13 protein-coding genes are annotated in these 14,118 nt (G+C 68.0%); 4 read left to right on the forward strand and 9 right to left on the reverse strand.

Translation table 11 applies throughout. From position 1 onward, the window contains the following. Positions 1 to 132: 132 nt before the first annotated feature. From ABZ642_RS09645 to ABZ642_RS09665, 5 genes are all read right to left on the reverse strand, one after another. Positions 133 to 1,008: an alpha/beta hydrolase gene (locus ABZ642_RS09645; protein ID WP_360479815.1), complete on the reverse strand. Its 876-nt coding sequence runs from the start codon at positions 1,006 to 1,008 to the stop codon at positions 133 to 135. Between the two features lie 285 nt (positions 1,009 to 1,293). Further along, a complete protein-coding gene (locus ABZ642_RS09650; protein WP_360479818.1) occupies positions 1,294 to 1,464 on the reverse strand; it encodes a hypothetical protein in 171 nt (56 codons plus the stop codon). Between the two features lie 42 nt (positions 1,465 to 1,506). Beyond that, positions 1,507 to 2,103: a YceI family protein gene (locus tag ABZ642_RS09655; RefSeq protein WP_360479821.1), complete on the reverse strand. Its 597-nt coding sequence runs from the start codon at positions 2,101 to 2,103 to the stop codon at positions 1,507 to 1,509. Positions 2,104 to 2,207: 104 nt separating this feature from the next. After that, positions 2,208 to 2,954: an SDR family oxidoreductase gene (locus ABZ642_RS09660; protein WP_360479824.1), complete on the reverse strand. Its 747-nt coding sequence runs from the start codon at positions 2,952 to 2,954 to the stop codon at positions 2,208 to 2,210. A gap of 174 nt (positions 2,955 to 3,128) precedes the next feature. Then, entirely contained in the window at positions 3,129 to 4,859 is a 1,731-nt protein-coding gene (locus ABZ642_RS09665; RefSeq protein ID WP_360479827.1) for an FAD-dependent oxidoreductase, read from the reverse strand. 327 nt (positions 4,860 to 5,186) lie between these two features. Here ABZ642_RS09665 and ABZ642_RS09670 point away from each other — a divergent pair, with 327 nt between their 5' ends. Beyond that, positions 5,187 to 5,717 (forward strand): DUF1003 domain-containing protein, encoded by a 531-nt coding sequence (locus ABZ642_RS09670; protein ID WP_360479830.1) that lies wholly within the window; start codon positions 5,187 to 5,189, stop codon positions 5,715 to 5,717. A 264-nt stretch (positions 5,718 to 5,981) separates the two neighbouring features. On the opposite strand, the gene ABZ642_RS09675 is transcribed toward ABZ642_RS09670, so the two are convergent. The 3 genes from ABZ642_RS09675 to ABZ642_RS09685 all read right to left on the reverse strand — a co-directional run bounded on the left by ABZ642_RS09675 (position 5,982) and on the right by ABZ642_RS09685 (position 8,479). Continuing rightward, positions 5,982 to 6,479 (reverse strand): Ohr family peroxiredoxin, encoded by a 498-nt coding sequence (locus ABZ642_RS09675; RefSeq protein ID WP_360479833.1) that lies wholly within the window; start codon positions 6,477 to 6,479, stop codon positions 5,982 to 5,984. 908 nt (positions 6,480 to 7,387) lie between these two features. Then, positions 7,388 to 7,789 carry a cupin domain-containing protein gene (locus tag ABZ642_RS09680; protein ID WP_360479836.1) on the reverse strand — a complete coding sequence of 134 codons (402 nt, stop codon included), beginning with the start codon at positions 7,787 to 7,789 and terminating at the stop codon, positions 7,388 to 7,390. Between the two features lie 216 nt (positions 7,790 to 8,005). Continuing rightward, the gene (locus ABZ642_RS09685) at positions 8,006 to 8,479 is read right to left on the reverse strand and encodes a carboxymuconolactone decarboxylase family protein (protein WP_360479839.1); all 474 of its coding nucleotides are present in this window, start codon (positions 8,477 to 8,479) and stop codon (positions 8,006 to 8,008) included. A 366-nt stretch (positions 8,480 to 8,845) separates the two neighbouring features. Between ABZ642_RS09685 and aceE the strand changes: the two genes are divergently transcribed. Further along, positions 8,846 to 11,539, forward strand: a complete 2,694-nt coding sequence (gene aceE / locus ABZ642_RS09690) for a pyruvate dehydrogenase (acetyl-transferring), homodimeric type (RefSeq protein WP_360479842.1) — start codon at positions 8,846 to 8,848, stop codon at positions 11,537 to 11,539. A 189-nt stretch (positions 11,540 to 11,728) separates the two neighbouring features. Then, positions 11,729 to 12,094, forward strand: a complete 366-nt coding sequence (locus ABZ642_RS09695) for a MarR family transcriptional regulator (protein ID WP_360479845.1) — start codon at positions 11,729 to 11,731, stop codon at positions 12,092 to 12,094. Positions 12,095 to 12,284: 190 nt separating this feature from the next. Here the strand turns inward: ABZ642_RS09695 and ABZ642_RS09700 are convergent, their stop codons facing one another. Further along, positions 12,285 to 12,584 carry a DUF5133 domain-containing protein gene (locus ABZ642_RS09700; protein ID WP_360479848.1) on the reverse strand — a complete coding sequence of 100 codons (300 nt, stop codon included), beginning with the start codon at positions 12,582 to 12,584 and terminating at the stop codon, positions 12,285 to 12,287. Between the two features lie 493 nt (positions 12,585 to 13,077). On the opposite strand from ABZ642_RS09700, the gene ABZ642_RS09705 reads away from it, so the two are divergent. Further along, positions 13,078 to 14,007, forward strand: a complete 930-nt coding sequence (locus tag ABZ642_RS09705) for an RNA polymerase subunit sigma (RefSeq protein WP_360479851.1) — start codon at positions 13,078 to 13,080, stop codon at positions 14,005 to 14,007. Positions 14,008 to 14,118: the final 111 nt, after the last annotated feature.

Below are 14,118 nucleotides of genomic sequence, written 5' to 3' on the forward strand. Positions count from 1 at the left end.
GGCGGGGAACATCGCGCGGTCCGGCCCGAAGGGGCCCGGCCGGGCGCCGAGCCGACAGCGCAGTGGTGTGTTCGCACGGCTTGCCCGATCCCGGTGGCGACCGCCGCCACCAGGATCGGGCGGTCGTGCGGATCAGCTGGTGCGGGCCGCGGTGGTGATGAGGTTGGCCACGGCGCCGGGATGGGAGACCAGAGAGAGGTGCGAGGAGTCGATCTCCTGCACCTTGGCGTGCGCGACCTTCGCCGTCGTCTCCTGCGCAGCGGCCGGAATGATCTTGTCCTGGCGCCCGATCAGAGCCCACGAAGGGATCGTCTTCCACGCTGGGTCACCGGACGGCTGGCTGACCGCGGAAGCTGCCAGTGGGCGCTGGGCCGCAACGATCTGGTTCTGCTGTCGTGCGGACAGATCCTGGGCGAACGAGGACCGCACGACCTGCGGCTTCAGATAGAGGTCCGCGTCCCCGGCCGATGCGCCCGGAAAGGGGACGAGGTTGAACACCGACGTCGGATCCGGCACGATCACTCCCGAACCGGGCTGGGAACCGGCGATCTCCCCTGCGGACTGGCCCTTCGCCGGGATGAAGGCGTCGATGTACACGAGCGCCTTGACGTTGGCGTTGCCGAGGGCGGCGTTCGTGATGACCATGCCGCCGTACGAGTGGCCGACCAGTACGATCGGGCCCTTGACCGTCTTGAGGTAGTCGGCCAGGTAAGCGGCATCGCTGCTCACACCGCGCAGCGGGTTCGGCGGGGCCACGACGTGGTACCGCTGGCTCCGCAGCCGGGAAATGACGCCGTTCCAGCTCGATCCGTCGGCCCAGGCGCCGTGAACGAGTACCACGGTCGGCTTGCTCGCAGCGGCGGACCGGGTGGGCGAGGTGGCCGAGGACGGCGAGCTCGACGCACTCGCGGGGCCCACCGTGGCGACGAGGAGAGCGGCTCCGACGCTCGCCGCAGCCAGGGCGGTGAGCGAAGTACGGGTGCGTCGGTAGAGAGAACTACGGTTCATGAAAGGCCCTTTCGAGGCACAGATTGAAGTTCGGCCGTTTCCGGAGAACCGGATCGGCATTGGTTGCGACAGCGCGCTGTCGCAAGTCATGGCAGGGCAGACCGGGGGAGAGAGCCGTCCCGGGCTTGCCGGACATGGGCGCGGCCACGGGCCGGCTCGGATCAGCGAGCTATTCGAGGACTGCCGCTTCAGGGTGCGGACAGCGAGTGCTCAGGTTGTGTGAGCCGCGCGGACGGCACGGCCGGTCGGCGCCGAGTGCCGGACGGCCCGGGTCCGTTCGACTGCTCAACGGGACCGAGGCTGCCGCAGCGCGGCGGTGATGGCTTCCATCTGCACGTCGAGCGCCACGAGTTCTTCGCGAAGCGCGTCGATACGCGTTTGAAGTTCGGCGGCTTCGGCGGACAGCGCTACGACTGTGGCCGCCAGGTCGATGCCGTTCTCCGCGGCTTGCGTCATCGTGTGTCCTTCTGCCGGATACGCAGGCCGGCGTATCGCGGCCTATGCGCCTTGCGCCCGGTCCAGCCGCACGGCACGGATGTCGAGCGTCACCTTCACCTTGTCGCTGATCAGAACTCCGCCCGAGGCCAGGGCCCGGTTGCCGTCAAGCCCCCAGTCGGAACGCTGCAAGGTGGCCGTGCCCGTGAAACCGACACGGTTGTGACGGTGAGCGTCCCGGCTCGCACCGCGGAACTCGAGGTCGACCTGAACGGGCAGTTCGATGTCCTTGATCAGGAGGTGTCCCGCCATGCGGAAGCGGTCGTGACCGGCATGGAGGATTCCGCCCGAGCGGAAGCTCATGAGAGGGAACGTCGCAGCATCGAGGAAATCCGGGCCGGCGACATGCGCGTCACGTTCCGGATAACCCGTGTCAACGCTACAGGTCTGGGCACTGAGGTAGGCCTCGGACCGAGTGGGAAATTCTCCGTCGAGCTTGACTATCCCCTCGAAGGCGGTGAATTTGCCGCGCACGTTCGTGACCATGCCGTACCGGACGGAAAACCCGATGGTGCTGTGGACCGGGTCGATGGCGTAGACGCCGGTCAACCCCGCAAAGGAGGCGGTGCGGCAGACGGTGGTTTCCATGCGGTTGAACATGGCGAGCCGGTTCCTTCGTGTGTGGATCTCGGACAGGGGCGCATTCTGCGGAGAATGTGCGTCCGGGCCGGCCCCTGACTGCCGCCAGGGGCCACTCGCAGGGCCTATCGCTGCTGCCCGAGCCATTCGGTGAACCGGGTCTCGGCGATATGCGCTTCAGGACCTGGCACGAGCGTGGTCTCCGTCAGCTCGGCACCGGAGTACGGGGCGCTCGGGTCCGTGACGACCGTGCGGGTGTCGCCCTTGTCGGCGAGTACCTGACGGATGAGTTCGTCGAGCTGGAACACGTCCGGGCCGGCGACCTCCACCACTCCGTTGACCGGGGCGCCGACCGCGGTGCGGCCGACGGCCGCGGCCACGTCGTCGGAGTAGATGGGCTGGAACTTGACAGGGGCCAGACGCACGGTGTCGCCCTCGGTCGAGATGTCCGCGATCCCGTTGACGAATTCGAAGAACTGAGTGGCGTGGACGATGGAGTACGGGATGGCGGAGGCCTTGATCAGCTCTTCCTGTGCCTGCTTGGCACGGAAGTAGCCGCTCTCCTGAAGGCGGTCGGTACCGACCACGGACAGCGCCACGTGGTGCGTCACACCACTGTCCGCCTCGGCCCGCAGGAGATTGGTGGTCGAGGTGCGGAAGAAGTTCATGACGTCTTCGTCGCCCCACGAGGGGGAGTTGGACACATCGATCACGATCGACGCGCCCCGCAGTGCCTCGGTCAGCCCTTCGCCGGTCAGAGTGTTGACCCCGGTGTTGGGCGAGGCCGCGACCGCCTCATGCCCGTACTCGTCGAGCTTGCCCATCAGCTTCGTGCCGATGAGCCCGGTTCCACCGATCACTACGACCTTCATAGCGGTGTCCTTTCGTAGACATTCATGCCGCGGCGCACGGCTGTGACGATTTCCTCGTCGGCGCCGAAAGAATTTCGGTCTGCACTGGGAGAGACCGGACAGGTAGATCTGTTTGTGACAGGGTTTCGTAAGAATCGAGAAAAGCGAGGCTTTCCACCCGGCCGTGGAACGGCGCTATTCGGCGAGCTTTCCATCGGTCGAGACCTCTGCCATCAGAGAGGAAATCTCGTCAGGGACGGCAGGAATGCTCTCGCGGGTGATACCGGCCGTCGGCGACCACACGAGGTTGACCTGCTGAGCGGGGTCCAGGTGGGGGTAGTCGCTGCGGTTGTGGCAGCCGCGGGTCTCGCGACGCTCAAGTGCCGCTTCGAGGGTGGCCCGGGCCGACAGTGCCGCGGACTTCAGATCAAAGGCGTGCGCGAGATCCTGGAAGCCGGCGATGTCCGGGTGCACACCGACGTCCTCCATCCGCTTCTCGATCGCCGCGAGTTCTTCGAGCCCGGCGCGCAGGCCTTCTTCGTCGCGTACGACTCCGGCGTGCTCTGTCATGGTGTTGCGGATGGCGCGCTGCAGGGCGCGGACGTTCTCCGGTCCGTCGGCCACCAGCAGATCGTCGATCTCCGCGCGGGCCTGTGCGACAGCCGACGCCGACCGCAGCTGGGCGGTCAGGGACCGCGAGTAGGCGGCGGCCGCCTGGCCCGTGATGCGGCCGAAGACCAGCAGTTCGATGAGACTGTTCCCGCCGAGGCGATTGGCACCGTGCAGGCCGCTCGACGCCTCACCGATGGCGTACAGACCGCGTACGTCGGTGCTGTGGTCCTCGTGCCGTACCCACACCCCACCCATCGAATAGTGCGCGGTGGGCGCGATCTCGATGGGATCGCGGGTGATGTCCAGCATCTGCAGATCGAGCAGGGTCTGGTAGACCCGGGGGAGACGCGTCATGATCGTCTGCCGTGGCAGATGGGAGACGTCGAGCCACACTCCGCCCTTGGGCGTCCCCCGCCCTTCCTTGATCTCCGTGTAGGAGGCCAGGGCCACGCGGTCACGGGTCGACAACTCCATGCGCGCAGGGTCGTAGCGGTTCATGAACCGCTCGCCGAGCGCGTTGCGCAGGATGCCGCCCTCACCGCGCGCGGCCTCGCTGACGAGGGTGCCGGCCGCGTTCTCGGGCTCGATGATCCCGGAGGGATGGAACTGCACCAGTTCGGGGTCGCGCAGACGGGCGCCGGCCTCCACGGCCAGGCGGGACGAATCGCCCGTGTTCTCGTCGCGCCGAGAGGACGTTCGCCGCCAGATGCGGGTGTGACCACCAGCGGCGAGGATGACGGCGTCGGCGTGGATCAGGTACCGCGTTCCATCGGTGAGATCGAAGCCGTAGGCACCGAAGACGGCGCCGTCGTGGACCAGGAGCCGGGTGATGTAGACACCGTCGAGCACCGGAACGTTCAGCTGGTCCGCGCGCCGGATGAGGGTGCGCTGGATCTCCAGACCGGTGTAGTCGCCGGCAAACGCGGTCCGCCGGAACTTGTGCGCGCCGAAGAAGCGCTGGGAGATCCGTCCGTCCTCCTCGCGAGCGAAGGCCATGCCGTAGCGTTCCAGGTCGCCGATGCCCCGAGCGGCGCCCTGGGCGACGATCTCCACGGTGCGGGGATCGGCGAGCAGATAACTCTCCTTGAGCGTGTCGGCTGCGTGCTGCTGCCAGCTGTCCTCGGGATCCATGGTGCCGAGGGCAGCGTTGATTCCTCCGGCGGCGAGCGCCGTATGCGCGTCCTCCTTGGGGCGCTTGCCGACCGCGAGGACGTCGACACCGGCCTCGGCCAGTTCGATTGCCGCTCGCAGCCCGGCACCTCCGGTTCCGATCACCAGCACCGCGGTGGAAATACGTCGTTCGCTGATTGCCACGATCTACTCCGATCGCCGAGGGATTGTCACTCAGTACGACCGGGACGTTCCGGAATCTGTGACACCTTTCGTGGCTCCCCGTCAGCGGGCCACTGCGACCGTGCTCCCGCGGTGCCCCACCCCAGCGACGAGCCGGGCGGGTCAGGCGTCGGCCGTCACAACCTCGTGGGCTACACGGTCATACCTCCAGTCGACCACCGCCTTGGCGAGCCGGCTGACCACTGATCGTCTCCGCCGGGCAAAGGAGCTGAAGATGCCACAAGCCGCGAGGCCATGGGCGGCTGGTGGCGTCGGCGTCCCCGGTGAGGAAATGAGGCTTAGGTGGGAATGACCCTTCACCCCGGAGGCCCGGCCTTCCGGCCGAGTTCCGCTTCCGGCGCTGCTGGACGCCTCGACCTCCGCCTGCGCCACGAGCGGCTGGCGTTCGCCAGGATGCGCACGTCGCAGGACCGGTTCGCGGACGCGATCACCGCCTTTGCGGGCACGATGGGCTTCGTGTACGTCCATGCCGTCTGGTTCGCGGTGTGGATCGCCCTCAACCTCAGGCCGTTCGGCTCCGGCGCGGTCTTCGACCCCTACCCGTTCGGGCTGCTCACCATGATCGTGAGCCTGGAGGCCATCTTTCTGTCCACGTTCGTCATGGTGAGCCAGAATCGGCAAGCCGCACGTGAAAACGTCCGGGCCGACCTGGATTTCGAGACCAGTCTTCGCGCCGAGGTCTGGACGGTGCACATAGGCAAGGCGCTCGGCCTGAATCCGCAGGAGATCGAGCTTCACGTCCAGGAGATCATCCAGCAGAGCAAGGTGGCGATGGAACCGGGGTCCGGGGTTCCGCCGGTGGCCCCGGATGCGCTGTGAACGTGGACTCACGAGGGCCGCGGCTGGGTCTGCCCGACGTGCGCGACCGGCCGGATGTCGTTCAACGGCCAGGGGATTGCTCGAGCACCTGCGGGTGGATGCTCGTACCACTGCCAAGGCAAGGGGTGGCGGGCGCGATGCTTCGGGTGGTCGACCGGCGACGGGCGAGTCGGTATCCCGTCTCCGTAGCCGTCGTGTGCCGGCCTGACGCACACAACGGCTACGGAAACGACGTACAGCTGGACAGGAAGCGTTCGCCGTCGGCTATGAGGCCAGTCTGATGCTTGTCGGTGTTCCCCGCAGGGCCATCTTCGTGTAGGGGCACAGCGAATCGGCCTTCTCCACGAGCGGGGCGGCGACGGCAACGTCGACGTCCGGCCACCTGACCTCAAGGTCGATGTGCAACAAGTAGCCGCCGTCTTCCGGGTCCCGTCCAAAAGCCACGGTCGCCACCACGGAGATCGCCGCGGGGTCGAGCGCGGCCTGTCGTGCGACCAGACTCAGCGCCCCGTGAAAACAGGCGGCCATGCCGGCGGCGAACAACTGCTCGGGATTCGTCCCCTGGCCGTCTCCTCCCAGTTCCTCGGGCATGCGCAGGTGGAGATCCAGGACTCCGTCCCCCGAGCGGGCCCTTCCCGAGGCCCGCCCGTGACTGACCATCCCCCCGCTCACCGTCACGGACGCGGTGTAGATCGGGGCGAAGGCCTTGCCGTCGAAGTCCTTGTCGGTGGACAGATTGGGCAACCTGGTCCGCTCGGTCATGGCATGACTCCGTCAGCGACGCAGTACACGGCAGGGCGCTGAGCCGAGACCGACGCGGGAAAGATCGCGTCCGTCGGCCCTTTCACGTCACGCGGCCGCTTCGCGCCGAGCCGCCATGCGATACCAGACTCCGGGCCATGGGCAGAGCCCAACGGACTGGTAGTGTCGTATGCCATATTTGGTGCACCTTCGCGTAGGGAGGTTTCCGGATCCGGACAGTCAGTTGACAGACACGTCCCCGCTGTTGTGACAGTCGGTGGCGTGCGGCTCGCCTGGCGAGTGCCTCAGCCCTGACCATGCGAGCAGGCCTGTGCCGGGCCTCTTCGAAAGTGCCGACGGTCGGGTCATTGGTTCGTGCCGCGACTTGGTGAATCATCGGCCCAGGTCGCGGCAGGACGCGGGTGAACCGTCCAGGGGCCGGCGGGGGCTCTGACGCATTTCGCCGGCCGCACCCGCAGCCCAGCCGTCCCTGTTCGGCCACGACGAGGCCCTGCACCGTCAGGAGTTCCGCGCGCACGGACCTTCGTGCAGGTGAACGCCGGGTTCGGCCGTCGACCGCTTCGGCCCTGGCGATCGAGGCGGGGTCCCGGGTGGCGACGGTCGTCGCCCGTCCTCGCCCTGGACCGAGTGCGCGAACCTTGGCGGATGCCTCCCGGGGCGCACGGTTGAAGCCCGACATGCTGTCACGATGGCCGGGCACCGGACGAGTCGGCCGCGCTCGGAGCCCGCAGCACCGCCACGGCAAGGGCCATGACGGTGCTGCTGGGGAACCGCGGTTGAAGATGGCCGACTCGGCTGCGCCGTCCAAGGCACGCCGGCATGCCGCGGTGCGGGGACCGCCGTAGCCGCGAACAGCGCTGTCAGCGAGCCGTACCCACGCCGTTCGGAACCGGCCTGTGCGCGGGCGGTCAGTCGGTGGGCCGCGGGGCGCGCAGGTGGGCCCGTTCCTTCAGTTCCTCGTCGTCGACCAGGGTGAGCATCGGCTGGTCCGGCGCGCACATCATGAACACGATGTACTTGGCCGGCGCGTCCGACGAGGCGTTGCCGTTCTGGTAGTGGATCATCTCACCGCCCGGCTCCCAGAACGTCTCACCGGCCTTGATCACGTGCTCCGGCTCACCCTCGAGCTCCCACCGGACCGCGCCCTCGAGGACGTAGCCGAAACACGGCCCCGAGTGGCGGTGCGGAGGAGTCCCGGGGTCGCCGGGAGCCCACTCGACGAGGACAGTCATTCCCGACGCGCCCTCGGGAACGAAAGGCGGCTTGACGTCCGCCAGCATCTTGGGTCCGAAGCCGTCCTCTGAGTGCATTTCGTGCATGGTGCTACACCTCCGTAGACCGGCCCGGAACGGACGATCTCGCGTCGGTGGTTCCGGGCTCACAACAACTTGCTTCACAGCGAAGACAGAGCGTGGACCGCATCTGTGACACGCCGTGAGCCTCCCGCTTCGCGCGCAGCGGGTCGCCGGTCGCGGCACGGTGATGCGTGTCGACATGCGTCCACGCCGTACGGGCCCGGCCCTGGCTCAGCCGAACATGCCGACCTTGTAGCTGCCGGCCGGCTGCTGGGTGATGATGTTGATGCGGTTGTAGGCGTTGATGAGGGCAATGAGGGTCGTCAGCGCGGCGAGTTGGTCCTCGTCGAAGTGCTTGGCGGCGTTCGCCCAGGCCTCGTCGGTGACACCACCGGCCGCGTCCGCGACGCGGGTGCCCTGCTCGGCCAGTTCCAGCGCGGCGCGCTCGGCCTCGGTGAAGACCGTCGCCTCCCGCCAGGCGGCGATCAGGTTGAGCCGCACCGAGGACTCCCCGGCGTGGGTGGCCTCCTTGGTGTGCATGTCGGTGCAGAAGCCGCAGCCGTTGATCTGGCTGGCGCGGACCTCCACCAGATACTGAATGGTGGCCGGCAGCGTCGAGTCCGCCAGCGCCTTGCTGGCCGTGAAGAACTGCTTGAGCACCTTGCCCGCGAAGGGATTGCCGTAGTAGTTGAGGCGTGCGTCCATTGGCCCTCCAGATGAAATTGCTGGTACGCACCACTGACCGGACAGCCCGGCAAGGTGTGACACCGAAGAGCGGTGTGATGCAGGTCTCAGTGGCCATGTCATGGCGTACGGCCCAGCTGCGGGTCGCGCCCGGCAGGACTTCAGCAGTCTCGGGCCAGGCGTACTCGAACGCATCACGCGGCACGGTGCACACACGTTGATCGCGTGACGTCGAGGACTGTCACAAAGGTGGCACGAGGGCGGTCCAAGGTGTGGTGAACGGCTGACTTCACCCCATCCACGCACATCTCTGACCGGTCGACACCGGAGCATCTCCATGTCGGCAGTCGGTCTCTCCCCTGCCCACGCTGTGACAGAAAGGCCGCCATGAGTGATCCGTCCCGGCCCACCGAGTTCTCTGCGACGAGCGAGCTCGACCAACTACCCGACGGGGACACCGAGGAGACCGCCGAATGGCAGGCATCACTCGACGCCGTCGTGCGGAACGCAGGGCCGCACCGGGCGGTGTACTTGCTGCGACGGGTGCACGAGCACGCGGCCAGGTCCGGGATCGCCCTGCCCGGACTCCTGTCCTCGGACTACATCAACACGATCCCGGCGTCCGCGCAGCCGGTCTTCCCCGGTGATGTCGCCGTGGAGTCCAGGATCACCGCCTTGAACCGCTGGAACGCGGCAGCGATGGTGACACGCGGCTCCCGCCTGGGGCTCGGCGGCCACATAGCCACCTACGCTTCGGCGGCATGGCTCTACGAGGTCGGGTTCAACCATTTCTTCAAAGGCAAGAACGGGGACGGGTCGGGCGATCAGCTGTACGTGCAGGGGCATGCCTCGCCCGGCATCTACGCCCGCGTGTTCCTGGAGGGGCGCCTCGACGAGAAGCAGTTGGACGGTTTCCGACGCGAGGCCGGCGGCCACGGACTGCCGTCCTACCCCCACCCCCGCCGCCTGCCGTGGCTGTGGGAGTTTCCGACCGTCTCCATGGGGCTTGGTCCGCTCGCCGCCATCTACCAGGCTCGGTTCAACCGCTACCTGCACGCGCGCGGCATCAAGGACACATCCGGGTCCCGTGTATGGGCATTCCTCGGGGACGGGGAAATGGACGAGCCCGAGGCGATGGCCGCGTTGGCGCTCGCCGCCCGCGAGGGGCTCGACAACCTCACCTTCGTCGTCAACTGCAACCTGCAGCGCCTGGACGGCCCCGTACGGTCGAATTCCAAGATCGTTCAGGAGCTTGAGGGCCGGTTCCGCGGAGCGGGCTGGAACGTCGTGAAGTCCCTCTGGGGCGAGGCTTGGGACGCCGTGCTGCGACAGGACACCACGGGGGCCCTCGTCCACCGCCTGGGCGAGGTACCCGACGCCCAGATGCAGACGTACGCCGCGCGGGACGCCGCCTACCTACGCAGGCACTTCTTCACCGGCGACGCGCTCTCCGGCATCGCCGCTCGGCTCAGCGACGCCCAGCTCACCGATCTGTTCGAGAACTCGCGGGGCGGGCACGAACCGCTCAAGGTCCATGCCGCCTATCGCGCCGCAGTCCAGCACCGTGGCGCACCGACCGTCATCCTCGCCCAGACGGTGAAGGGGCACACGCTGGGCGCGGGCTTCGAGTCCCGCAACGCCAATCACCAGATGAAGAAGCTGACCATGGCGCAGTTCCGTGACATGCGGGACGTGCTTGAACTTCCCATTCCCGACAGCGCGTTGAGCGGCGACCTGGTGCCGTACTGGCACCCGGGTGAGAATTCGGAAGAGGTGCGGTACCTGCGCGATCGGCGTACGGCTCTGGGAGGGCCGGCCCCGGTGCGCAAGGTGGTCGCCAAGCCGATGCAGCAGCCCCCGGCCGCCCCCTTCGAGTCGCTGGCGAAGGGCTTCGGCAAACAGGAGGTGGCCACCACCATGGCTCTTGTCCGGCTGGTCAAGGACCTGATGCGGGTCGAGGAGACCGGGCGGCGCTGGGTGCCGATCATCCCCGACGAGGCCCGCACGTTCGGCATGGAATCCCTGTTCCCGACAGCCGGCATCTACTCGCCGCACGGCCAGACCTACGAACCGGTCGACGCGGATCAGCTGCTCTACTACCGCGAGGCCAAGAACGGCCAGCTCATCGACGAGGGCATTACCGAGGCCGGCTCCATGGCCGAGTTCACCGCCGCGGCGACCTCGTACGCCACACACGGCGAGCCCATGATCCCGTTCTACATGTTCTACGCCATGTTCGGTTTCCAGCGAACCGGCGACCAGTTCTGGGCCCTGGCGGACCAGATGGGGCGCGGGTTCGTCATCGGGGCGACCGCCGGCCGTACGACGATGACAGGTGAGGGGCTGCAGCACGCCGACGGACATTCCCACCTGCTGGCATCCGTGAATCCGGCCGCGGTGAGCTACGACCCCGCCTTCGCGTACGAGATCGCGGTGATCGTCAGGGAAGGGCTGCGACGGATGTACGGCGACCAGCCCGAGGACGTCTTCTACTACCTGACGGTCTACAACGAGCCCAAGCGGCAGCCTGCCATGCCAACCGGGCCGGAGGTCGAGGAGGGGATCCTCCGGGGCATGTACCGGTTCCGGCAGGCGGAGCCGCTGGGCGCGGGACCGCGCATCCAGTTGCTGGCTTCCGGCACGGCCGTCCACTGGGTGCTGGAGGCCCAGGAGCTGCTCATGTCCCAGTGGGGGGTCCGGGCCGACGTGTGGTCGGTGACCTCCTGGACGGAGCTGCGCCGCGACGGCATGAGTGCCGACCGGGCGCGGCTTCGGGGCGAGGAGCGGGTTCCGTACGTGACGGCCGCGCTGTCGGGCACGTCAGGGCCCGTTCTGGCGGTCAGCGACTGGATGCGGCAGGTGCCCGACCAGATCAGCCAGTGGGTGGAGCAGGACTACACGTCGCTGGGCACGGACGGCTTCGGGCTGTCGGACACCCGTGATGCCGTACGCCGCTATTTCCACGTCGACGCCGAGTCGATCGTCGTCGCCGCCCTGGACCAGTTGGCACGGGTGGGCGCAGTCGCCCCGGAGACGGTTGTCCAGGCTCGCGAACGCTACGGCCGCCCTGCGATTGCATGAGGCGTGACCGCCATAGTTTGTTTCAAACGATACCGTATCGGATGAATGGGTAGCTGATAGCCTGGAACTGTGACTGCCGATGCTCCTCGCCCCTCGAGCGGCTCGCGTGCGACCGACCGTCCCGGGGACACTTCACCTTTCGCTCTCGGCCTGTTGCTGCGGCGGGCGCACTGGCGGGCGGCGGGGGTGATGACGGAGGCGCTCCGCCCGCTCGGTATCGAGTTGCGGCATTTCGCGGTGCTTCTGGTGCTGGTCGACCGCGGGCCCACGGTGCAGCGGGACCTGGGGTCGGCGACGGGCTCGGACAAGGCGGGGATCATGCGGGTCGTGGACGACCTGGAGCGCATGGGGCTGGCCGTGCGCAAGGCGGTGCCGGGTGACCGGCGGGTGAGGGCGGTGGAGATCACGCCCCGGGGTGTCGAGTTGTTCGACGCGGCGCATGTGGCGGCGGAGCCGCTGGCCGAGCGTCTGGTCACCGGCCTGGGACCGGACGAGCGCGAGCAGTTGACCGGATTGCTGACCCGGTTCGCCCATCCCTCGGAAGGCGACGCGTAAGCACGCACGCACGCCCGGCGGCCGACCAAAGCGCGGACGGACTCCGGGCGGTACGTCCCCTGCGGCGAACCCGGCCGTGACGCCCGCGGCCACCCCCCCCGCCACCCACCGACCCTGCTACGACCAGGACTTCGCCGTCGTGCCGAGGCGGATGCCTCGATCCGGCGGCGAAACAGGCGAGCGCGAACCTCTACGGAGTGACAGAGGATCCGTCAACGAGCCCGGAGCAGCCGGAGGGGACCGCCGGCGAACCGTCCGCGCTGTCCGGCTCCTGGACACTGTTCCGCCTGACCCGGGCCACGAGCAGCGTGTCCGCGGCCGCTATCGCCTCGCGCACGTTCCGGGTTCCCATCGTGATGCACAGCGTGTAACTCACGTCCTCAAGCTCACGTGCACCTTCCCGCCACCCGTCTTCGGCGAGCGCGATCCGCAGAGACGCGTACCGGGTCAGCAGCCTTCTGACGACCTTCGGATCCGGAACAACGAGCACAGCCAGGTCCTCTCTTTCGACGTTCGAGTCACACCCGCACCTCGCACCGACAACACGCCGGGCGACAGCAGCGTTCGGTCGCCTTCGTGGGCCACACCGCTGCCGCGAGTGAAGACCGGATGCCCCCGGCTTCTGTGACGAAGTCGACTCCAACGCTTCATCGCCGGGCCTGTGTTGCACGGTCCTGGCCCGACTGGTCACTCTTCGGCACACCGCGGTCCGACGGAGGCGAACTGCCCTCCGAGGGTCGTCCGGACCGCCGGGAACGGCACCGACGGCAATTCCGAGCCGGACGCACGGGCGGCCGGAGCCGATGCGGCCGTTCCGGGCCTGGGGGTTCTTCCGTAGCGGGCGCAGGTGGGATGGCTGATGTCACACGACGCGTGCATACCCGGTCAAAGGATTGAGCCGAGGAATGAAGCCCTCGCGAAGGTTGACGGGATCGGTGTGTGCGGCCGTGCAGCGCCGTGCCTTGTGAGGGGGAGGATGCCGTATGGATCATGCTGACTCGGTGCCGGTCGCGGAGTTGCTCGATGAGCGTCGGCACCTGCTGGAAGTCACCTACTGGATGTTGGGCAGCTCCGGTGAGGCGGAGAGCGTCGTCGGTGAGACCTACCGTCGGTGGTACGGGCTGTCCGAGGCGGAGCGTGGGGAAATCCCAACTCCCCGGTACTGGCTCGCGAAGACCGCGGGCGGGATCTGTCTCGGCCTGCTCGCTCACCCCCGCCGGGGTGCGACCGGTCAGGGGGACCGCCGGCCCGAGGCGCACCTCACGAGGACGGGAGACGCCGAGGGAGCTCAGGCGGGCCTGGCAAAGGAGGTCAGCCGGGTTCTGCTGAACGCGCTGGACTCCCTGTCGCCGGCCGAGCGGGCGGCCTTCGTGCTCAATGACGTCTTCGGGATGGCCTCCGGTGCGGTGGCCGACATCGTGGGACGCCCGGAGTCCGAGTGCGTAGAGCTCGCCGACCGTGCCCGGCACAGTATTCGGAGGCAGCGCTCCCGCTCCACCCCACCGGACGAGCACGATCTCCTCGCCCGCACCGTCCGCCAGGCCTGTGCGGACGAGGATGCCGAACTGCTTGAGTCGTTGCTGTGTCCGGACGCCACGGCGTTCTTCGACGGCGGCGGCAAGGTCCGCGCACTCAGCAGGCCCGTGCACGGCAGCCGTCAGGTCGCGCACAGCCTGCTGGTGCTCCTGGCCCGCCATCCCCGCACCACTTTGACCACCCAGTCCGTCAACGGGCGTACCGGCCTCATCGCCCGCTACGACCGTCAGGTCGCCGCCGTCATCAGCCTCGACATCGCCGAACACCGTGTCGCACAGGTCTGGGTTGTCCTCAATCCCGACAAGCTGCGCTCCTGGAACCAGCTCCCCACCCAGGGCGACCCCGGCTCGCACGGACGCCCGTCAGGACGACCATGAACACGTCCATGCGGGTCCGGGGGCTCGGGTCTGTCGTGCTTGCGTCGGGTGCGTGGTCGGCCACGCTGCAAGCCCGGAAGCCCGGACGGGCGAGAGTACGCCCCCCTGCGG

Source organism: Streptomyces sp. NPDC007157 (assembly GCF_040634235.1).
Taxonomy (GTDB): Bacteria; Actinomycetota; Actinomycetes; order Streptomycetales; family Streptomycetaceae; genus Streptomyces.

Bases quoted from the DNA above. Each gene is read 5' to 3' on its own strand.
- ABZ642_RS09695 (WP_360479845.1), top strand. From the start codon at position 11,729: ATGACGGAGGCGCTCCGCCCGCTCGGTATCGAGTTGCGGCATTTCGCG.
- ABZ642_RS09670 (WP_360479830.1), top strand. From the start codon at position 5,187: ATGACCCTTCACCCCGGAGGCCCGGCCTTCCGGCCGAGTTCCGCTTCC.
- ABZ642_RS09705 (WP_360479851.1), top strand. From the start codon at position 13,078: ATGGATCATGCTGACTCGGTGCCGGTCGCGGAGTTGCTCGATGAGCGT.
- ABZ642_RS09650 (WP_360479818.1), bottom strand. From the start codon at position 1,464: ATGACGCAAGCCGCGGAGAACGGCATCGACCTGGCGGCCACAGTCGTA.
- ABZ642_RS09645 (WP_360479815.1), bottom strand. From the start codon at position 1,008: ATGAACCGTAGTTCTCTCTACCGACGCACCCGTACTTCGCTCACCGCC.
- ABZ642_RS09660 (WP_360479824.1), bottom strand. From the start codon at position 2,954: ATGAAGGTCGTAGTGATCGGTGGAACCGGGCTCATCGGCACGAAGCTG.
- ABZ642_RS09655 (WP_360479821.1), bottom strand. From the start codon at position 2,103: ATGTTCAACCGCATGGAAACCACCGTCTGCCGCACCGCCTCCTTTGCG.
- ABZ642_RS09680 (WP_360479836.1), bottom strand. From the start codon at position 7,789: ATGCACTCAGAGGACGGCTTCGGACCCAAGATGCTGGCGGACGTCAAG.
- ABZ642_RS09675 (WP_360479833.1), bottom strand. From the start codon at position 6,479: ATGACCGAGCGGACCAGGTTGCCCAATCTGTCCACCGACAAGGACTTC.
- ABZ642_RS09685 (WP_360479839.1), bottom strand. From the start codon at position 8,479: ATGGACGCACGCCTCAACTACTACGGCAATCCCTTCGCGGGCAAGGTG.
- aceE (WP_360479842.1), top strand. From the start codon at position 8,846: ATGAGTGATCCGTCCCGGCCCACCGAGTTCTCTGCGACGAGCGAGCTC.